Genomic DNA, 20,408 nt, shown 5'->3' on the forward strand with positions numbered 1-20,408 from the left:
CGATGGTAGGGAGCGCTGACGGTGTTTTCGGAAGGAATAGATGGGGGGATCAGCGGTGAGTATTCGTGATTCTCGTTTTATTGTGAATACAGATGAAAAGGATGATCACTTCATATTTACGCTGCCGGTTACATGGAACAGTAGACCGTACGAATATGCCTGGGCCAAACAGTTTGCCAAACCGAATGACGTCGTGCTCGATTCGGCATGCGGGATCTGCCACCCATTTAAATTTTATTTGGCTGATCATTGTCGAGAAGTACACGCTTGTGATCTCGATAATCGGATATTGTTTAAGGAAGCGATCTATCAAGATATTGTGGACGTATTTGGGAAAAGAGTAGCAGACAGCTTGCCTGCACATTATTTTGAGGGTATTCATTATTGTCGAGCCAATTTGACCTACTTGCCATACTCGAATCAAAAGTTTGATACTGTATTTTGCATCTCTGTTCTCGAACATCTCGAAGACCCGATCATGGTGCAAGCATTTCGCGAATTTCACAGAGTGTTAAAAGACGATGGGGAGCTCGTACTCACTTTTGATTACCCGCTGATCAATTTAGCGCGGCTACAGCAAGTTTTGGGAGAGGTTGGACTACAGTTTTCTGGCGAAGTATCCTTTGAAATGCCGGCAGATGTGGTTTATTCTGATTTGTATGTACCCAGGCTGTTCTTCTTCCGAGCACTGTTGAAGAAAAAATAGCAAACAAATAGCCTTCGTGAGGCTCGTCCCACAAAGGCATGTTTATGTAATCAAATGATATTAGCGTTTAACAGGCATTTCAGTCAGGCAATCTTGGCACACAATTTTACCTTTAAAGTGAGATACTTTATCAGCGTTTCCACAGAAGATACATGCAGGCTCATACTTTTTCAGGATGATGCGCTCTCCGTCAACGTAGATTTCCAAAGCATCTTTCTCAGCGATACCCAGAGTGCGGCGCAATTCGATTGGAATAACAACACGACCCAATTCATCTACTTTGCGAACGATACCGGTTGATTTCATCATAGCTAAAATCTCCTCCCAAAATCTGTATATGTCGATGCTATTGTTATACACTCATCATTTATCGTCAATATTCGACATTTTCTGTTGGGATAATCATACCAGCCATTCCCAAAGGTGTCAACATGATTTTGACAATTCCTTGAAAAGCAAAATGTTTTTTCAAAACGAAAATGCTGTTAAATCGGTGTTTCTCGGAATGATGGAAGTGATATGGAAATTTTTATGGATAAAATTTACTGGGAGTATTGGGTGTCGAACAAGTCGACGAATGTCGAAACACAACATGGAGATTCGACAAAAACTCCAAGTTTTCCCTTTTACGCTTGTAATTTGTAAAGTTGGCATGGAGCGAGTGATAAAATTCCTTAGGAAAATGGGCTTGCCTAGGATGTTTACAAAACAGGTTGGTCGTGTACAATAGAGGATAAATACAGCAAATGATAGCAAACGACCATGATGGGAAGAGTAAGCCGATCCTCCTTATTTCAGAGAGCCGGGGTAGCTGAAAACCGGTATAAGCGAGCAAGCTGAACATGGACCCTGAGTCTTGCAGATGAACAGTGACGGCATTGACCGTACCTAGTAGTTTGTGACGTATGCCCACGTTACGGGTAGAGTCATGTTTTGACTCACCAAGTCCGTTTTCCGTGAGGGAACGGAGTGTTTGGGTGGTACCGCGAGATAGAGCTCGCCCCAATTTTTTTGGGGTGGGCTTTTCCTTATTTTAATAAACGTAAACAGGAGGGGAATAGTTGCAATGAAACCTACTTATTACATCACGACACCGATTTACTATCCAAGCAACAAGCTTCACATCGGTAACGCTTACACTACCATTGCATGTGATGCTTTGGCGCGTTACAAGCGCTTGCGCGGCTATGATGTGTATTACCTGACAGGAACAGATGAGCATGGACAAAAGCTCCAGGAGCGTGCAGCCGAGGATGGCAAGCAACCGCTCGAATTCATCGATCCGATTGTCGATTGGGTAAAGGACTTGTGGCAAAAGCTGGACATCTCTTATGACGATTTCATCCGTACCACTGAGCCTCGTCATAAAGAAGTCGTACAAAAAGTGTTCCAGCGCCTGCTCGATCAAGGTGATATTTACTTGGGCGAGTACGAGGGCTTCTACTGTGTACCTGACGAGGCATTTTGGACAGAAACTCAATGTAAAACCGATAATGGATATATTTGCCCAGACTGTGGACGCGAAGTGAATAAAGTGAAGGAGAAAAACTACTTCTTCCGCATGTCCAAATATCAAGACAGACTGCTTGCGCACATTGAAGCGAATCCTGAGTTTATCCAGCCAGAGAGCCGCCGCAATGAAATGATCAACAACTTCTTGAAGCCAGGTCTCCAGGATTTGTCCGTATCCCGCAGTACGTTTGACTGGGGAATCAAGGTGCCAAGCGATCCGGAGCACGTTATTTACGTATGGATCGATGCATTGACGAACTATATTTCTGCTCTCGGCTACTTGTCCGAGGATGACAGCAAATACCGTAACTTCTGGCCAGCCAATGTTCACATGGTTGGAAAAGACATTTTGCGCTTCCATACGATCTACTGGCCAATCCTGTTGATGGCACTGGATATTCCTTTGCCAAAACAAATTTTTGGTCATGGCTGGCTTCTGATGCCAGATGGAAAAATGTCCAAATCCAAGGGGAATGTCATTGACCCGAAAGTTTTGATCGACCGTTACGGTTCTGACGGCGTTCGCTACTTCCTGCTTCGTGAAATCAACTTCGGTCAGGATGGCATCTTCACGCCAGAATCGTTCGTACAGCGCCTGAACTACGACTTGGCTAATGACATCGGAAACCTGCTGAGCCGTACCGCTACGATGATTGAGAAATATTTCGATGGTATCGTTCCAGCTCCACAGGATGCAGGAGAGCCGGATGACAGCTTGATCGGCCTCGCGATGAAAACGAAGGCGCTGGTGGAAGAGCACATGGAAGAAATGCGCTTCTCCAATGCACTGGCTCACATCTGGGAACTGGTGGGACGTACAAACAAATACATCGACGAGACCATGCCTTGGAATTTGGCAAAATCCGAAGAAACCAAAGGTCGTCTGGCAACCGTTATGTACAATTTGGTGGAAAGCATCCGTATTAGCTCCGTGCTGATCCAACCGTTTATGACCAAAGCACCAGCGAAAATTTGGGACCAACTGGGTATTTTGGGCAATGAAGAAGCAACGAGCTGGGAATCTGCAAGTGTATGGGGTGGATTGCCTGCTGGAAGCACCGTTAGCCGTAAAGAATTGCTCTTCCCTCGTCTGGATGTTCAAGCGGAACTGGCTTTCATCGACGATTCGACAGCAGAGGCACGCCGCCAAGCGGAGGAAAACAAGAAAAAGCAAGCAGCTTTGAAAGGGGAAGCACCTGTGAGCGAAACAAACACCAACCAAACAGAAGCCGCAACTGACAAACCAACTGATGCAAAAGAAGAAATCAGCATCGACGATTTTGGAAAAGTAGAGCTGCGCGTCGCACAGGTAGTGGAATGTGCCAAGCATCCAAATGCTGACAAGCTGTTGGTTCTGCAATTGGATCTCGGCTACGAGAAGCGCCAGGTCGTTTCTGGTATCGCAAAATACTACTCCCCAGAAGATATGGTCGGCAAAAAAGTGATCCTCGTAGCCAACCTGAAGCCAGTGAAGCTTCGCGGTGAGCTGTCTCAAGGGATGATCTTGGCAGCATCGGCAGGAGATCAGTTGACACTTGCGACTGTTGACCCAAGTATGCCAAACGGAGCAATCGTGAAGTAACGAGGGCAAGGAAAGGAAGGACCCATCTTGTTATTTGAAACCCATGCTCATCTAAATGCGAAGGAATTCGATGAAGATCGTGCAGACGTCATTGCTCGTGCGCAGGAAAATGGCGTCAGTACGATTGTGAACATCGGATTCAACGCTGAAACAATTCCAACCTGCATGGATTTGGCTCATGCGTATGACTTTATTTACGCCGTCATCGGTTGGCATCCGCAAGACGCCAAGGACATGACGGACGAACATCTAGAATGGATCGAGGAACTCAGTCGTGATCCGAAAGTAGTGGGATTGGGTGAAATGGGCTTGGACTACTACTGGGATACGTCGCCACGTGTTGTGCAGGCAGAGGCATTCCGCAAGCAGATTCGTCTGGCTCGCAAGCTCGACATGCCGATCATCATCCACAATCGCGATGCGCACCAAGACGTTTTGACGATCCTGAAGGAAGAGAAGGCAGCGGATGTTGGCGGCATCATGCATTGCTTCTCTGGTAGCTGGGAAACGGCGAAGCAGGCACTCGATATGAATTTTTACATTTCGTTCGGTGGTCCGCTTACGTTCAAAAATGCCAAGCAGCCAAAAGAAGTAGCAGCGAAGGTACCGCTAGACAAGTTGTTGATAGAGACGGATTGCCCTTATCTCACGCCGCATCCTTTCCGCGGAAAGCGAAATGAAAGTGGATATGTGCGCTACGTCTGTGAGGAAATGGCGAACATTCATGGCTTGTCTTACGAGGAAATGGCACAAATTACCGCAGACAATGCCAGACGTCTTTTTCGCATGAACGGTTAAGTAAACCTGTATCGAGGCATTTCCAGGAAGTGCGACCGCGTTTAAGCGGACAGTTTTCATGCGCTCCGGAAATATATAAGCGACTGTCACTTATATATTTCCTACACGAAAATAAAAACGGGAAATCACGTGATCAATCGTGATTTCCCGTTTTTTTGTGTGAGGTAACCGGGTTCTACTCTATTTTGTCGACGCATACGATGAACAATGTGTCGAACGATTATTGTCCATCCGACATGGCTTCTCGACAGGTTTCTGCTACCATTCGCCATGCCTATTTTGCTAGTCTGATACCATTATCGCTTCAGCCAAAAGGGAGGGTAAATTTGACAAAGCCGGGAAAGTGAAATACAATCAAAGCCGACCTTGTGAAGTACCGGCCACTTCCAGAATATTAGTGCAATTACATCGACCCTTACCTGGCTAGATAAGAAGAGCCTTGTGCTTTTCTAGGAAAAGGAGTGTGGGAAATGGAGTTACGCGCGATATGGGATAGGTATAAGAATCGTGGGTTAGTCATGTTTGGCTGCCTTGCTCTTGTCCTCGTTCCCATGATTGGCTATTTCTCTGCCCAGGCTACTCAGCCAAAACAGGTCACTTTTTCGTTGGACGGAGAAAGCAAGACGGTCGCTACAAAAGCCAAGACCGTTGAGCAGTTCTTAACCGAGAGAAACATTACGGTAACGGAAAAGGATTCCCTTCAACCGACACCAGAGACGAAGCTAAAAGACGGAGCACTCATTACTTTATATACGACCTGGTCCATACCAATCCAGGTTGACGGGCAGAAAAAAACGATAGAGACACTTAGTCGTGATGTTGCTGGTGCGTTGAAGGACGGCGGCATCGTGCTAGGTGAGAAGGACCGGGTAGAACCGGCATTGACCGCTACACTTACCAAGGACTCCTCGATCAGCGTTAAGCGGGTTGTTGAGAAAATGGTAAAAGTCGATGAGCGAGTCACCTTTCAAGAAATACGCAAAAATGATCCAGCGCTGGAAAAAGGTAAGACCCGCGTATTACAGAGCGGGCAAGAAGGTAAGGCAATTGCACACTACAAGCTAGTCATGGAAGATGGAAAAGAAGTCTCCCGTGATCTGGTCAAAAGAGATGTCCTTGTACCGAAGAAAGATAATGTCGTAGCCGTGGGTACCGCAGTCCCAACGTTGCAGAAAAAGGGTCAACCAGATCGGGTCCTGGTTGCTTCTGCAGCGGGTCCGGTCTCGCGTGGTGGAAAAGTGTTTAGGCCGAAAAAAGTACTGAACGGGGTTACCCTGACTGCTTATACTCCTGCGGGAGGTGGCAAACACCCAAGCTCGCCGGGCTATGGACGCACATCGACAGGGGTAAAAGCCAAGGTTGGTCACACAATCGCTGTAGATCCTAAAGTCATTCCGTATGGATGGTGGGTGTACATTGAAGGTGTTGGGTATCGTCGAGCTGAAGATACGGGCGGTGCCATGAAAGGTGGCAAAATCGACGTATTCGTAGGCACGGAATCCGAGGCGAGGAAATTCGGTCGAAAGCGCAACAAAACTGTATATATCATTGGACCACAGAAGCCTTAGGACAGGAGCGATTGCTCCTGTTCTTCTGTTTCCTCTATGGTAATTGTGATAAGCTGTTTGTTAGTAAGACGATCCTCTTTTGCCAAATGTTACATGTATTTTTGGCTTTGGGTACGATTTTTTTTGGAACACTAGTATCGTACCGACTTTGTACGAAAGTGGGAGCACATGATGAAGATCAAAGAAGTCATCGTGGTGGAAGGACGAGACGATACCGCAGCTATCAAGCGTGCGGTTAATGCCGATACGATTGAAACTGGCGGTTCTGCGATTCATAAAAGAACGATTGAAAAAATCAGGCTGGCACAACAAAAACGCGGTGTTATTATTTTCACAGACCCTGATTATCAAGGGGAGCGCATCCGAAAAATTATCAGCAAGTCAGTTCCAGGCTGCAAGCACGCATTTATTACCCAGGAGGATGGGACCAAAAAGGGCGATATCGGCGTTGAGAACGCGACACCTGACGTGATTATTCGTGCGCTCTCAGAAGTACGTACCGAAATGGCGGAAACGGCTGGAGAGATTACCTCTGACGATTTGTTGGCAAATGGCCTGACGTCCGGAGTAGACGCCAAAGAACGCAGAATTAAGCTGGGAGAAGCATTGGGGATTGGATACGCCAATGCCAAGCAAATGCTGCAGCGGCTCAATGCCTTCCAAATCAGTCGAGCAGAATTCGAAGCAGCCATTACGGCCATCAATAAAGAGAGGGAGTAAGCCATGACCCAAATAGCGGGCAAGGATATTGCCACACCTACGCGTACAAAAGAAATATTGGAGAAGTATGGCTTTTCTTTTAAGAAGAGTCTGGGCCAGAACTTCCTGATAGACACGAACATTTTACATAACATCGTTTCAGAGGCAGACCTTACCAAGGAAAAGGGAGCGATTGAAATTGGGCCCGGTATCGGTGCGCTGACGGAACAATTGGGACGAGCAGCCAAAAAAGTGATGGCGATTGAAATCGACCAACGTCTTTTGCCTATTTTGCAGGACACGCTCTCTCCTTATGAAAATATTGAAGTCGTTCATGGGGACGTACTGGAGCTGGATCTGAAGAAGTTAATAGAAGAAAAGATGACAGGAGTGGAAAAGCTGAGTGTAGTGGCGAATTTGCCCTACTATGTGACGACACCGATCCTGATGAAGCTGCTGGAAGAGAGATTGCCCCTCGAAAACATCGTGGTCATGATTCAAAAGGAAGTGGCTGAGAGAATTGCAGCCAAACCAGGAACGAAAGACTATGGCTCTCTATCAGTCGCAGCTCAATTTTATGCAGATACAGAAGTAGCGATGATTGTGCCTGCTAGTGTGTTTGTTCCACGTCCGAATGTCGACTCGGCAGTGATTCGCTTAAAGGTAAGAGATCGTCCGCCAGTGGAAGTAGACGATCAGGATATGTTTTTCCGGGTGGTACGCAGCTCGTTTGCACAGCGCCGGAAGACATTGTTGAACAACCTGATGAATGGACTGTTTCCTAAAACCCAAAAGGATGAAGTAATACAGATGCTCACTGACATCGGGATCGATCCGACCCGACGTGGTGAAACACTTAGTTTGGACGAATTTGCCCGCCTAGCGAACGAAGGTATGCGCCGCGGACTGATTACGTAAATCGTGTAGACGACCCCCTTATTTTTGGGCGAGATTCCCAAAGAATGGGGGTTTTTGCGTGTTTATTCCCTTTATGCATATCATTTGACAAATATCTACGTTTTTTATGAAAAAAACCCCGTTGACAAAATATCGGCAGGGTTGCTATAATTTTTTATTTCTTTGACAAAATATAAGGGAGCTGTTATAATAGATGTAAGCGAGGTGGATGGAACAATGGCAAGAAACGCGTTACTTGACATTAAACGTAGTTTAGACGGACACATTGGTGAGCGCATCCTGCTTAAGGCTAATGGCGGTCGCCGCAAAACCGTTGAACGTAGTGGCATCCTCGAAGAAACTTACCCATCTGTGTTTGTGGTAAAGCTGGATGACGACCAACTCTTTGAGCGGGTATCTTACAGCTATGCTGACATCTTGACGGAAACAGTAGAATTGACGGTGTGCCGCGAAAACGAGCACATCCGCATCACATTTGTACAACAGTAGAGCCCTTTTGGGTTCTACTGTTTTGTTTTTTATATCGAAAAGCTCTGAACATTTGGTTGAGGCAATAAAAAGAACGGTATGGAGCACACTAAGCCTGTCAACGAGAAGGAGGGTGCTATGGGTCGCAGACGAGGACTGATGTCAGAGCAGTTTAAGATGGAGCTGGCCAAAGAGCTTGGGTTTTACGATACGGTAAAAGCCGAGGGTTGGGGAGGCATCACGACACGGGACGCGGGTAACATGGTCAAGCGCGCTGTTCAGCTTGCTGAGGAAGCATTAGCCGCTAAGCGATTGTAACGTTTGGGTTTGACCGTACGAACGTTTCTCACCATATAAACACTCGTTGACAAGGGCCGGGGCATCCCGGCTTTTTTTCTATAAAGGGAGCTGAATTTTCGAAATACCCATAATGATCTCGATCCTATTCTTTTTAATTGATCAAGTGGCATGGGAGAGTTTGCCTATGCTACAATAAGAGACTAGGAAATTTAGAAAGTAGGCAGAGGTGAATTACGTGCGTATCTCGGTCAAAGCTCCGGCCAAAATTAATTTGACTCTCGACGTGCTTGCCAAACGGCCGGACGGTTATCACGAAGTAGAAATGGTGATGACAACCGTAGACTTGGCAGATCGTGTGGACATGACTCTACGCGAAGATGGTGAGATTACGCTGGACTGTTCTGCCAGCTTCGTACCGGATGATATCCGTAACCACGCATATAAAGCGGCAACGCTCATGAAAGAAAAATTTCAAGTACGCCAGGGCGTACACTTGTATATCGACAAGCAAATTCCGGTTGCGGCTGGACTGGCAGGTGGCAGCAGTGATGCAGCGGCAACACTGCGCGGCTTGAACCAATTGTGGAATCTCGGGTTGACCAGAGATGAGCTGGCTAAAATCGGAGCGGAGATTGGCTCTGATGTGCCATTTTGCGTTTATGGTGGAACAGCGCTGGCGACAGGGCGTGGCGAACAGATCGCGCACCTGGGAGCGCCTGCACCGTGCTGGGTGATTCTAGCTAAGCCGCCGATCGGAGTATCTACCCCGGATGTATACGGAAACCTGCGTGTTGCCCAGATCGATAATCATCCCGATACCAAACAAATGCTGCAAGCCATCGCGACCCAAGACTTTTCACTCATGTGCCAATCTCTTGGAAATGTGTTGGAGAACGTCACGCTCTCGCTCCATCCACAAGTAAGACAAATCAAGGATCTCATGATCGCTTCGGGGGCAGATGGTGTCCTGATGTCTGGCAGCGGCCCTACTGTGTTTGCTCTTGTGCAAAAGGAAGCGAAAGTGCATCGGATCTACAACGCGTTGCGAGGTTTTGTCAAAGATGTGTTTGTTGTCCGAATGTTAGGCGCTCAAGATGGGGAAATACTTGCATAAACCCGTATGGAAATGATACATTATCAGCATAATATTCGGTTTTGGAGGAAGAGCCATGAAGAAATTGCGCAGAAGTGCACGTCTGGTTGACATGACGCAGCACTTGCTCGCCCATCCCCATACGCTGACTCCTCTCACTCTGTTCGCGGAACAATACGGCGCAGCGAAATCATCCATCAGTGAAGACTTGTCTATCATCAAAGAGGCTTTTGAAGTCCAAGGGGTAGGCTTGTTGAAAACGGTGGCGGGAGCGGCAGGCGGAGTGAAGTATATTCCACAGGTCAAAACGGAAGAGGCCCTTCACTTCATGCGCGAACTGATCGGTCAACTCGCTAATCCAGAGAGGCTTTTGCCAGGTGGATACTTGTACATGTCCGACATTCTCGGAAATCCACAAACGATGGCGAAGATCGGAAAGCTCTTTGCAACCGCTTATGCGGATAAAAATGTGGATGTCGTCATGACGGTGGAAACAAAGGGGATTCCACTTGCGTATGCGACGGCTATGTTTTTGAATGTGCCTGTTGTGATTGTCCGCCGTGACAACAAGGTGACGGAAGGTTCAGTAGTGAGCATTAACTATGTATCGGGTTCCAGTAAACGAATTCAAACCATGTCACTCGCTCGCCGCGGTTTGGCCGAACAGTCTCGCGTCCTCATTGTGGACGACTTTATGAAAGCTGGCGGGACATTGCGGGGCATGATTGATCTGTTGCAGGAATTCCGAGCAACCGTAGTAGGATGCGGCGTACTGGTAGAAACGACAGCGGATGTTTCTGAGCGTTTGGTAGATGAATATGTATCGCTTGCAAAACTTCAGGATGTAGACTTCAAGGGCAAGCAAATCGAAATAGAGCTGGGCAGTTTTTTTGAAAAAAGAGGGGAGTAGATAGGTATGGCAATCTCTTTTGTTTCAACTGACAAGGCTCCTGCCGCTATTGGGCCTTACAGCCAAGCTGCAAAGGTAGGTCCATTTCTTTTTGCATCGGGTCAAATTCCGCTGCGTGCAGACGGCACTTTGGTAGAAGGTGACGTCGTGGAGCAAACCCATCAGGTTTTTTCCAACATTCAAGCGGTACTGGCAGAAGCCGGTGGCAACCTGACGAATGTAGTAAAGGCGACCGTATTCATCAAGGACATGAATGATTTTGGTCAACTGAACGAAGTGTACGGCCAATATTTTGGCGATCACAAGCCAGCTCGTTCCACTGTGGAAGTGGCACGCCTGCCGCGTGATGTAAAAGTCGAAATCGAAATCGTAGCTTATATCGAATAGAAAAAAATGGAAAACAGCCTGATGCCACGCGCATTGGGCTGTTTTTGTACCTGCGGAAAATGTTTCCAAAAAATGACATAAAAACATATTTATATATTTTTTCAAAAATTGCACAAAGATAAGCAGGAATATTTACCCAGCGGGTGGAAATAATCCTAAACGCGTTACATAGATAAAGGGAGTGAACTAGATGGAAGTAACAGACGTAAGACTTCGCCGAGTGAATACGGATGGTAGGATGAAAGCGATTGCATCCATTACAATTGACCATGAATTTGTGGTTCATGATATCCGTGTCATTGACGGAAACAATGGTATGTTTGTAGCTATGCCGAGCAAGCGTACACCAGATGGAGAATTCCGCGATATTGCACATCCGATTTCTTCAACTACCCGTGAAAAAATTCAGGCAGCAGTTCTCACAGAATACGACCGCGTAGGTCAAGAGGAAGAAAGCACTATCGAAGCTGGTGCTTAAAAAGTCCTTATACTCAAAGCACCCTGTCACTTGCGGCAGGGTGCTTCGGCGTCCGTTAACCATAACATTTCTTTAGGTCGTTCAAAATATTTTCTTTATCCATTCCTTCCCCGATGAAAACAGCTACCATTTTCGGTCCGAAATTTTCAAAAGGGAACAGGAGCACCTGATTATCGGTATGTTGAAACGAGATCAGCTCGGGCTTTCCGTGGAACTGGACGTAGCCTTTTGCCCGATAGACATTTTTGGGGAGATCGTATAGAAAGTCCTCGAATTTTTTCGCGTCTACGGGACCGGTGAATACATAGGAAAACGTTTCGATACTATTGTAGAGAGAGGGTTGGCTTGTTTTCAGGCCAAGGGATTGCTTGAGCCTGTCCATCGTTGACATTCGTCCGATGCTTTTCTGTACGGCAATGGGGCGGTTTGTCTCGTTGTCGAGCGATCGCTCATGAACGGTGCGTTTGACAGATAAAAGCCGGGAGACTTCTATTTCTGCCTGAACAGTAGCGTGTATGGGTGCGATTGGATTGATTTCGCTGAGCTTTTGCTTGACCCGCTCTATGACATCAGGACTGGTCAAATCGGTTTTGTTCAAAAGAAGCAGGTCTGCGTAACGCACTTGGTTTCGAATCGTTTTGACCAGAGTGGCAGTCGAGGAGAATCGTGAGTTGAGGTCTAGAAAGCGAGAAGCGTCGACAACACTAATGGTCCCTTTTAACTCCAGTCGATCATACAGCTCTGGATGGGTAATCGTATCGATGACATCAAGTGGATCGGCTACGCCAGTAGTCTCGATGAGGATTCGGTCTGGCGCAATGGCGTTCATAATATCTTTCAAGCCTTCCGTCAGCTCGCCCTTGATCGAGCAGCATATGCAGCCATCAAGCATTTTTTTGACAGGAAAGCCGAAGCCTTGCAATTGTTCCCCGTCAATATCTTCCTCCCCCATTTCATTCATCAAGACGACTACTTTCTGGTCTGTGATGCGCAAATGAGTCAGCCACTTTTGCAATAGGGTGGTTTTTCCGCTTCCTAAATATCCAGTCAGCAAGTATATCTCTGCACTCATCTCATCCTACCTCCTTCAAATAACCCCTTTCGCCCAACAATATATCACATTTCTGTCAGAAAATTAAATGTTGTCTGCCTTGTGTCTAACTACTGGCAATGCAAGGAATCGGGCATAATCCTGTATCGATTGTCTTGAAATCCACATATGAATTAGGATATAGTCATTGTGGAACTTCTACGATGGAGGGTTGACATGTCTAAGATCCATGCCGTGGTTCTGGCTGCTGGTCAGGGTACACGGATGAAATCGAAGCTGTACAAAGTCCTGCACCCTGTGTGCGGAAAGCCTATGGTTCAGCATGTAGTCGATACGATGGCATCCATGCAGGTTCAGGATATCGTTGTCGTCGTAGGTCATGGTGCTGACGCTGTCCGCGCCAAACTAGGCGAGGACGTTACTTATGCACTGCAAGAAGAACAGTTGGGAACGGCACATGCCGTTTCGCAGGCAGCGCCGTTTTTACAGGATAAAGAAGGAACTACGTTTCTTTTATATGGAGACGTTCCCCTCTTGTCAGCGACTACGTTGTCGGCCTTGCTGACCTATCACGAGGAGCAGCAAGCGGCTGCAACGGTATTAACCGCCGTGTTACCTGACGCAACAGGTTATGGGCGTATCGTGCGCAATGAGGCGGGCGAAGTATTGCGAATCGTGGAACATAAGGATGCTACGGAAGCGGAACGGGCGATCAGAGAAATTAATACGGGCATATACTGCTATGACAACCGAAAATTATGGAAAGCCTTGGCGGAAGTGAAAAATGACAACGCACAAGGCGAATACTATGTAACAGACGTTGTCGGTATTTTGCGTGATGCAGGTGAAAAGGTAGTTGGATACGAAGCGGTTGACCCGGAGGAAACGATGGGTGTTAACGATCGTGTACAGCTATCGGAAGCAGAAGCCTACATGAAAAAACGTATTATGACTGGTCACATGCGAAATGGTGTGACAATCATCGATCCAGCTTCTACGTACATCGAAGCGGATGTGAAGATTGAGGCAGATACCGTGATCCACCCAGGTTCTTTCCTGCGTGGACAAACAACCGTTGGAGCTGATTGTGTAATCGGACCCCAAGCGGATCTGACGAATGTGAACGTAGCGAGTGGCGTGACCATTTCTTACTCTGTGCTGGTTGATTCGAGTGTGGAAAGCGAGTCTTCTGTTGGTCCATTTGCTTATGTTCGACCAGGAACACAGATTGGACGCAATGCCAAAATCGGTGATTTCGTGGAATTGAAAAATGCGAAAATTGGTGACGGTACGAAGGTTCCTCATCTCAGCTATGTAGGAGATGCGGAGATCGGAGACGGAGTCAATATTGGCTGTGGAACGATTACCGTCAATTATGATGGCGCAGTGAAACATAAAACAACAGTAAAAGATGGAGCATTCATCGGATGCAACAGCAATCTGGTTGCGCCAGTTACAGTTGGACAAAATGCTTATGTAGCTGCTGGATCGACCATTAATCAAGATGTGCCAGATAATGCGCTTGCGATCGCACGTGAGCGTCAAGTGAATAAAATCGATTACGCGAACAAACTGCCTCGCAAGGGCAAAAAGCAATCATAACGGGAGGTTCTTGAGAAGATCATGGCTAATTACCGCGACCCAAAACTGAAGGTATTTACGTGCAACGCAAACCCGGAACTGGCAAAAGAAATCGCCGAACACATCGGTGTACCACTCGGAAACGCACAAGTAGTGCGCTTTAGTGATGGCGAATGCCAACTCAAACTCAATGAAAGCGTTCGCGGTTGTGACGTATTTGTCATTCAGCCAACGTCTGCTCCCGTTAATGAGCATTTGATGGAGCTTTTGGTCATGGTCGATGCATTGAAACGCGCTTCGGCTAAGAGTATTAACGTGGTCATTCCTTACTACGGTTATGCTCGTCAAGATCGTAAAGCACGCGCACGCGATCCGATCACGGCTAAGCTGGTTGCGAACCTGATCGAGACAGCAGGTGCACAACGTGTGATTACGATGGATTTGCACGCAACACAAATCCAAGGCTTCTTCGATATTCCGGTTGATCATCTGCTGGGTGTGCCTATCTTGGGCAAACACTTCTCTGAAAAAGGTCTGAAAGATATCGTTGTCGTATCTCCGGATCACGGTGGAGTGACCCGTGCTCGTAAATTGGCAGAACGTCTGGAAGCGCCTATTGCCATTATTGACAAACGTCGCCCAGAACCAAACGTAGCCGAAGTAATGAACATCGTAGGTAACATCGAAGGCAAAACAGCGATCATCATCGACGATATTATCGATACCGCTGGAACGATCACACTGGCTGCAAGTGCACTTGTAGAAGCAGGCGCACGTGAAGTATATGCATGCTGCACGCACCCAGTTCTGTCCGGTCCTGCTATCGAGCGTATTGCTAACTCGAAGATCAAGGAACTGATTGTGACCAACTCAATCCCGCTGACAGAAGAACAAATTATCGATAAGATTACCGTTCTTTCTGTAGCGCCAATCATTGGTGAAGCAATCATTCGTGTTCACGAAGAGCTTTCCGTAAGCAAGTTGTTCGATTAATATACAATCCCCTATTAGGGGATTGAACTAAACCTCCGATGGACAAGCTAGTGAGGAAACTTTTACTAGCAGTCCGAAGGAGGTTTTTTTGTGGAACAATTACAGGCACAGTCTCGTGAACAAAAGACAGGCAATGCTGTAAAGGTACTGCGCAATGAAGGTTGGGTTCCCGGTATTATGTACGGCAGCGATATGGGCAACAAGCCGATTCAGGTCAAAGGAAGAGAGCTGGATGCTGCCCTGCGTCACCAGTCGACGAACAAGCCATTCCGGTTGAATGTAGACGGGAACACGCACGATGTCATGGTTTATGAGCTGCAACGGCATCCTTTGCAGGGGAACATTTTGCATGCAGATTTTAAGAAGATCAATATGAATGAAAAAATACACACGTCTGTCCCTGTCCTCATGACAGGAGATCCGGAGTTAGGTGTGGCTACCCTTATCCGCCACAGTGTGGAAGTAACTTGCTTGCCAGGTAATATACCAGAATCATTTCTGGTCGATGTCGACGGATTGAATATCGGGGATGTCGTACTGGTTTCCGATCTGAATGTCCCACCCGGAGTAGATCTGGGCCTCGAATCCACAGAAGTGCTGATCAGTGTACTGCCTGTGAAGGCCAAGTCCGAAGAATCAATCGATGCGGAGCAAGAGGCAGAAGCAGTGGCCGAAAAAGCAGGAACCGCTAACGAATAAAATTAGGGCATGTAAAAGAAGGGCGAGGTGATTTCATCTCTGCCCTTTTCCTTTTGTTCACGTGACCATTCGAGTACAATGGGAAGAGAGTAGGAGGGAATAAGCGTGAAAGTCATAATTGGATTGGGTAATCCCGGCAAAAAATATGAAGACACCAGACATAATGCTGGCTTTATGGCCATAGATAAGATTAGCGACAAATGGGGAATTCCTGTTACGCAAAACAAGTTTCGTGCACTCGTGGGCGAAGGACGAATCGAAGGCGAGAAGGTACTGCTGGTGAAGCCGCAGACGTACATGAATCTCTCCGGTGAATCGGTAGCGGAAGTCCTCAAGTTTTACAAACTGATTCCGGACGATCTCGTCGTCATCTACGACGATCTTGATTTGCCGACCGGACATCTTCGTCTGCGAGAAAAGGGCAGCGCTGGTGGGCACAACGGCATCAAGTCTATGATTCAGCATTTGGGCACACAGGAGTTTAAACGAATCAAGGTAGGGATCAGTCGTCCAGAACCAGGGCGGAGCGTCAGCGACTATGTTTTGAATACGTTTCCAGTGGCGGAAAGAGCCGACATTCAAGAAGCGGTGAGCTTGGCTGCTGATGCATGCGCCATGTGGACAAGAGAGTCGTTTTTAAAGGTCATGAACCATTACAACAGCTTGAAAAAGTAGTATGATTTCCCACCCAATCGTCCATACTAAGCGATAGGAACAGTATGGGGGTGGTATGTGCATGAGCATACGCTATACATGTCGTTGCTGCGGCATGAAGATTGCAGAATTTGACGAATCGCAAGTAACAGAAGCGCAGCTCGGGTTTGATTCCTTGACCCCGGAGGAACGTGCTCTTATAATATCGAGAGAACAAAGTGGAGATACGGTCGTCAGCATCACGTGCGACTATTGCCGTGAAGCGCTGATTCAGCATCCAGAGCTTTCGCTAGTCGGAAACCCACTTCAATAAGTGGATACGCATTAGGAAGGCTTGCACTGACAAGGCCTTAGCTTGGGGAGCTAAGGCTTCTTTTCGCATGGCTGACCTGCGGTTGTTGTGAACGTAAGCGAGGCTCTGATTTTAGTTGACAGAAGAATTAGAGAGGGGATTAGTGAATGCAAGTCATCATTAACCCGATGAAACAGGACACGAACGTCGGGACAATCGTGGCTGGTTTGGAGAAGGGGCTACATGAGCAGCTTGTCTCTGGCTTAGCTGGTTCCGCCCGGCAAGTATTGATGGCGTCATTGCAACAAATGTCAGATCGTCCGGTCTGCGTAGTGACGCATAACATGTACCAAGCACAAAAAGTATACGAAGATTTGATCGAGTTGGTTCCCTCTGATCAGGTGTTGCTTTATCCCGGTAATGAGCTGATTGGCTCTGAGCTTGCTATTGCCAGCCCTGAAATGCTGGCGCAGCGAATTCATGTATTCAACCGTCTGGCCCAAGGCTTTACGGGTTTTTTGGTTGCACCTTTTGCTGGCTTGCGTCGCTTGGTCGTTCCCCCGCAAGTATGGAAGGAAGCACAGATTCAGTTGTCCGTCGGTGATGAGCTCGATATCGAGTCCTTTTTGCTCCGATGTATTGAGCTTGGCTATGAGCGAGTGGACATGGTCGAGCGCAAGGGAGAAATGAGTATTCGCGGCGGAATTATCGACTTGTATCCGATCGATTCGGAGTGGCCGGTGCGGATTGAGCTTTTTGATGTGGAGATCGACTCGATTCGTACGTTTGACATGCTCTCCCAACGGTCATTGGAATCCGTCCAGACTTATATTCTCGGTCCGGCAAAAGAAATGATCGCTTCGACTCCGTTATTGCAGGAATCGGCTGTTCGCTTAGAACAAAAGCTGGGGGAAACCATCGCCAATTTGAAAGATGGGGCTGCCAAGGAAAAAGTCATGGAGCGAATCGGCTCTGATGCAGAGAGAATGAAGCAGGGACAGCGTTTTGCACAGCTGTATTCGTACATCTCTGTCATTTACCCGACTGGTGATACATTATTGTCCTATATGCCTGCCGATACCTTGCTGATCGTTGATGAGCCTTCTCGTGTGTTGGATACGGCAGCACAATTGCAAAAAGAAGAAGGGGAATGGCTGACAGGACGCATCATCCAGGGCGAATATATGGCCAATCTCAGCCTGTCGCGCACGTACGACGAGATCGTGTCGACGAAGAAGCGCCAGATCGTTTACCTCTCCCTATTTTTGAGACAATCACCGAAGACCCAGCCACAAAACATCGTAAATCTAACTTGTCGTACCATGCAAAACTTCCATGGACAGATGAACGTGCTAAAAACAGAGCTGACCCGTTGGAAGAAGTCCCAGGATCAGATCGTCTTTGTCGCAGCTGATTTGGAGCGTGCGAAGCGACTGGAGCGTGTCCTGCATGACTACGAAATGGAAGCGGATGTTTTAACAGAAGCCGTGGAGACAGTACCTCCGGGGCGTCCTACGATCATTTTAGGAAACCTCCAGACCGGCTTTGAGCTTCCGTTAAACAAGCTGGTTGTTATTACGGAAGGTGAAGTATTTACCGCGAAACAGCGCAAGGCGCGGAAAGTTCAGCAGACGATGAACAACGCGGAGCGTATCAAAAACTATCTGGAGCTCAAGCCCGGTGATTTCGTCGTGCACGTCAATCACGGGATTGGAAAATACCTCGGAATTGAAACCAAGGAAATTCTCGGAATTCATAAAGATTACCTTCATATTCAATACGCCGCAGGAGACAGTCTGTTTGTTCCGATTGATCAAATCGACCATGTGCAGAAGTACGTGGCGAGCGAAGAGGCACAGCCGAAGATTTACAGCTTGGGGGGCAGCGAGTGGAAACGCGTCAAAAACAAGGTCCAGTCGTCTGTAAAGGATATCGCCGAGGATTTGATCAAGCTGTACGCAGCCCGCGAAGCGGCTGTCGGTCATACATTCTCTCCCGACACGACAGAGCAGCGTGAATTTGAGGCGATGTTCCCGTATCAGGAAACACAAGACCAGCTCCGCGCGATTTCTGAAGTCAAAGCGGACATGGAGCGCAAACGTCCGATGGATCGCCTCGTTTGTGGGGACGTAGGGTACGGGAAGACAGAGGTTGCGATTCGTGCTGCCTTCAAGGCTGTCATGGATGGAAAACAGGTAGCCGTTTTGGTTCCAACTACGATTCTGGCCCAGCAGCATTACGAGACGTTCCGTGAGCGTTTTGCGGAATATCCGATCCGCGTGGAGGTGTTGAGCCGATTCCGTTCGCGCAAAGAGCAGAATGCCACACTAAAAGGACTGAAGGAAGGCACAGTCGATGTCGTCATCGGTACGCACCGTCTGCTTTCCAAAGACCTGACATTCCGCGAGCTCGGTCTGTTAATCGTAGACGAGGAGCAGCGCTTCGGTGTGAGCCACAAGGAAAAGCTGAAGCAGATCAAAACGAATGTGGATGTCATGACTCTAACCGCTACGCCGATTCCACGTACTTTGCACATGTCGATGCTCGGTGTGCGTGATTTGTCTGTCATCGAAACGCCGCCAGAAAATCGTTTTCCGGTACAGACGTATGTGATGGATTACAGTCCTGCTCTCGTTCGCGAAGCGATTGAGCGTGAGATGGCTCGTGATGGGCAAGTGTTCTTCCTCTACAACCAAGTACAAGGAATCGAACAGATGGCGGAGCAGATTTCGATGCTCGTTCCTGACGCACGCATCGCTGTAGCACATGGGCAGATGAACGAAAGCGAGCTGGAAGGCGTCATTCTCGACTTTTTGGAAGGGAATTTTGACGTGTTGGTCAGCACGACGATCATTGAGACCGGGGTGGACATCCCGAACGTCAATACGCTGATTATTTACAATGCAGACAAAATGGGCTTGTCCCAGCTGTATCAGCTGCGTGGACGGGTAGGTCGTTCCAATCGAATTGCGTACGCTTACTTTACGTATCAACGGGACAAGGTGCTGACAGAGGTAGCGGAAAAACGTCTGCAAGCCATCAAGGAATTTACCGAGCTCGGCTCTGGCTTCAAGATCGCGATGCGAGATTTGTCCATTCGTGGAGCGGGTAATTTGCTGGGCGCGGAGCAGCATGGTTTTATTAATACGGTCGGATTCGACTTGTACAGCCAGATGCTGAAAGAGGCCATTGATGAGCTGAAGGGCGAAGTCAAACACGAAATTGTCACACCTGTGGAGATCAATCTGCAACTGGATGCTTACATTCCGTCGATGTACATTACGGATAGCCGACAAAAAATCGAGATGTACAAAAAGTTTGTCGCGGTGTCTACATTGGAAGACGTCGACGATTTGGCAGACGAGCTGCTAGACCGTTTTGGACCAGTTCCGAAGCCGGTTGATAATTTGTTAACCATTTCCCGTTTACGTGTGTATGCCCTGAAGCACCACATCACCGAAATTAGCCAAAAGAATCCGGACGAGATTAAATTGTTCCTGCACCCTAGTCAGAACAACAACATCGATGGTGGGGCTCTATTTGCCCTTACCAGTAACTGGAGCAAGAGGGTTGGGCTGTCGGGTGGACAACAGATCACGATTGCTGTTAAAGTAAAGGGGTTAAAAGAAGATGAGGGCGTGCAGTTGGTTGAAAAGCTGCTGCGTCAATTTCACCAGGTGCGAAGAGACACCGGTACGGAGAGCCCTGTGTCTTAACTG

The 20,408-nt window shown here is 47.7% G+C and carries 20 protein-coding genes and 1 other annotated feature; of the genes, 18 read left to right on the plus strand and 2 right to left on the minus strand.

The window, feature by feature from the left end; all coding sequences use genetic code 11:
- The first annotated feature begins 55 nt into the window (after positions 1-55).
- Positions 56-706: a class I SAM-dependent methyltransferase gene (locus tag FB479_RS28120; RefSeq protein WP_142067462.1), complete on the plus strand. Its 651-nt coding sequence runs from the start codon at positions 56-58 to the stop codon at positions 704-706.
- A 60-nt stretch (positions 707-766) separates the two neighbouring features.
- Here the strand turns inward: FB479_RS28120 and FB479_RS28125 are convergent, their stop codons facing one another.
- Positions 767-1,015, minus strand: a complete 249-nt coding sequence (locus FB479_RS28125; protein ID WP_007719913.1) for an AbrB/MazE/SpoVT family DNA-binding domain-containing protein — start codon at positions 1,013-1,015, stop codon at positions 767-769.
- Positions 1,016-1,459: 444 nt separating this feature from the next.
- Positions 1,460-1,714: a binding site (T-box leader), on the plus strand.
- A gap of 58 nt (positions 1,715-1,772) precedes the next feature.
- Between FB479_RS28125 and metG the strand changes: the two genes are divergently transcribed.
- From metG to spoVG, 11 genes are all read left to right on the plus strand, one after another.
- Positions 1,773-3,800 (plus strand): methionine--tRNA ligase, encoded by a 2,028-nt coding sequence (gene metG, locus FB479_RS28130; RefSeq protein ID WP_142067463.1) that lies wholly within the window; start codon positions 1,773-1,775, stop codon positions 3,798-3,800.
- A gap of 27 nt (positions 3,801-3,827) precedes the next feature.
- Positions 3,828-4,598 carry a TatD family hydrolase gene (locus tag FB479_RS28135; protein ID WP_142067464.1) on the plus strand — a complete coding sequence of 257 codons (771 nt, stop codon included), beginning with the start codon at positions 3,828-3,830 and terminating at the stop codon, positions 4,596-4,598.
- A gap of 470 nt (positions 4,599-5,068) precedes the next feature.
- The gene (locus tag FB479_RS28140) at positions 5,069-6,166 is read left to right on the plus strand and encodes a resuscitation-promoting factor (RefSeq protein WP_106657026.1); all 1,098 of its coding nucleotides are present in this window, start codon (positions 5,069-5,071) and stop codon (positions 6,164-6,166) included.
- A 171-nt stretch (positions 6,167-6,337) separates the two neighbouring features.
- Complete coding sequence (gene rnmV, locus FB479_RS28145) at positions 6,338-6,886, plus strand: ribonuclease M5 (RefSeq protein ID WP_047074537.1); 549 nt, start codon at positions 6,338-6,340, stop codon at positions 6,884-6,886.
- Positions 6,887-6,889: 3 nt separating this feature from the next.
- The gene (rsmA, locus tag FB479_RS28150) at positions 6,890-7,783 is read left to right on the plus strand and encodes a 16S rRNA (adenine(1518)-N(6)/adenine(1519)-N(6))-dimethyltransferase RsmA (RefSeq protein ID WP_106657028.1); all 894 of its coding nucleotides are present in this window, start codon (positions 6,890-6,892) and stop codon (positions 7,781-7,783) included.
- Positions 7,784-7,999: 216 nt separating this feature from the next.
- Positions 8,000-8,272: a biofilm formation stimulator Veg gene (veg, locus tag FB479_RS28155; RefSeq protein WP_005830485.1), complete on the plus strand. Its 273-nt coding sequence runs from the start codon at positions 8,000-8,002 to the stop codon at positions 8,270-8,272.
- A gap of 117 nt (positions 8,273-8,389) precedes the next feature.
- Positions 8,390-8,569, plus strand: coding sequence for a small, acid-soluble spore protein, alpha/beta type (locus tag FB479_RS28160; RefSeq protein ID WP_017246937.1), 180 nt, complete (start codon positions 8,390-8,392; stop codon positions 8,567-8,569).
- 217 nt (positions 8,570-8,786) lie between these two features.
- The gene (ispE, locus tag FB479_RS28165; RefSeq protein ID WP_106657029.1) at positions 8,787-9,665 is read left to right on the plus strand and encodes a 4-(cytidine 5'-diphospho)-2-C-methyl-D-erythritol kinase; all 879 of its coding nucleotides are present in this window, start codon (positions 8,787-8,789) and stop codon (positions 9,663-9,665) included.
- A gap of 55 nt (positions 9,666-9,720) precedes the next feature.
- Positions 9,721-10,554, plus strand: a complete 834-nt coding sequence (gene purR / locus FB479_RS28170) for a pur operon repressor (RefSeq protein ID WP_012683868.1) — start codon at positions 9,721-9,723, stop codon at positions 10,552-10,554.
- A 6-nt stretch (positions 10,555-10,560) separates the two neighbouring features.
- Complete coding sequence (locus FB479_RS28175; protein WP_007719935.1) at positions 10,561-10,941, plus strand: RidA family protein; 381 nt, start codon at positions 10,561-10,563, stop codon at positions 10,939-10,941.
- A 190-nt stretch (positions 10,942-11,131) separates the two neighbouring features.
- Positions 11,132-11,419 (plus strand): septation regulator SpoVG, encoded by a 288-nt coding sequence (spoVG, locus tag FB479_RS28180; protein ID WP_007719936.1) that lies wholly within the window; start codon positions 11,132-11,134, stop codon positions 11,417-11,419.
- Positions 11,420-11,474: 55 nt separating this feature from the next.
- Here spoVG and FB479_RS28185 read toward each other — a convergent pair whose 3' ends face one another.
- Positions 11,475-12,491, minus strand: a complete 1,017-nt coding sequence (locus tag FB479_RS28185) for a CobW family GTP-binding protein (RefSeq protein ID WP_142067465.1) — start codon at positions 12,489-12,491, stop codon at positions 11,475-11,477.
- A 195-nt stretch (positions 12,492-12,686) separates the two neighbouring features.
- On the opposite strand from FB479_RS28185, the gene glmU reads away from it, so the two are divergent.
- The 6 genes from glmU (at position 12,687) to mfd (ending at position 20,405) form a co-directional block, all read left to right on the plus strand.
- Complete coding sequence (gene glmU, locus FB479_RS28190) at positions 12,687-14,072, plus strand: bifunctional UDP-N-acetylglucosamine diphosphorylase/glucosamine-1-phosphate N-acetyltransferase GlmU (RefSeq protein WP_142067466.1); 1,386 nt, start codon at positions 12,687-12,689, stop codon at positions 14,070-14,072.
- A gap of 21 nt (positions 14,073-14,093) precedes the next feature.
- Positions 14,094-15,044, plus strand: a complete 951-nt coding sequence (locus FB479_RS28195; protein WP_007726399.1) for a ribose-phosphate diphosphokinase — start codon at positions 14,094-14,096, stop codon at positions 15,042-15,044.
- 90 nt (positions 15,045-15,134) lie between these two features.
- Positions 15,135-15,743: a 50S ribosomal protein L25 gene (locus FB479_RS28200; RefSeq protein WP_106657033.1), complete on the plus strand. Its 609-nt coding sequence runs from the start codon at positions 15,135-15,137 to the stop codon at positions 15,741-15,743.
- Between the two features lie 105 nt (positions 15,744-15,848).
- On the plus strand, positions 15,849-16,418 hold the full coding sequence (gene pth / locus FB479_RS28205; RefSeq protein ID WP_064202230.1) for an aminoacyl-tRNA hydrolase: 570 nt from the start codon (positions 15,849-15,851) through the stop codon (positions 16,416-16,418).
- A 61-nt stretch (positions 16,419-16,479) separates the two neighbouring features.
- Complete coding sequence (locus tag FB479_RS28210) at positions 16,480-16,710, plus strand: anti-sigma-F factor Fin (protein WP_007726431.1); 231 nt, start codon at positions 16,480-16,482, stop codon at positions 16,708-16,710.
- 146 nt (positions 16,711-16,856) lie between these two features.
- Positions 16,857-20,405: a transcription-repair coupling factor gene (gene mfd / locus FB479_RS28215; RefSeq protein ID WP_106657034.1), complete on the plus strand. Its 3,549-nt coding sequence runs from the start codon at positions 16,857-16,859 to the stop codon at positions 20,403-20,405.
- Positions 20,406-20,408 lie beyond the last annotated feature (3 nt).

The sequence above is a fragment of the Brevibacillus sp. AG162 genome (assembly GCF_006715575.1).
Lineage (GTDB): Bacteria > Bacillota > Bacilli > Brevibacillales > Brevibacillaceae > Brevibacillus > Brevibacillus brevis.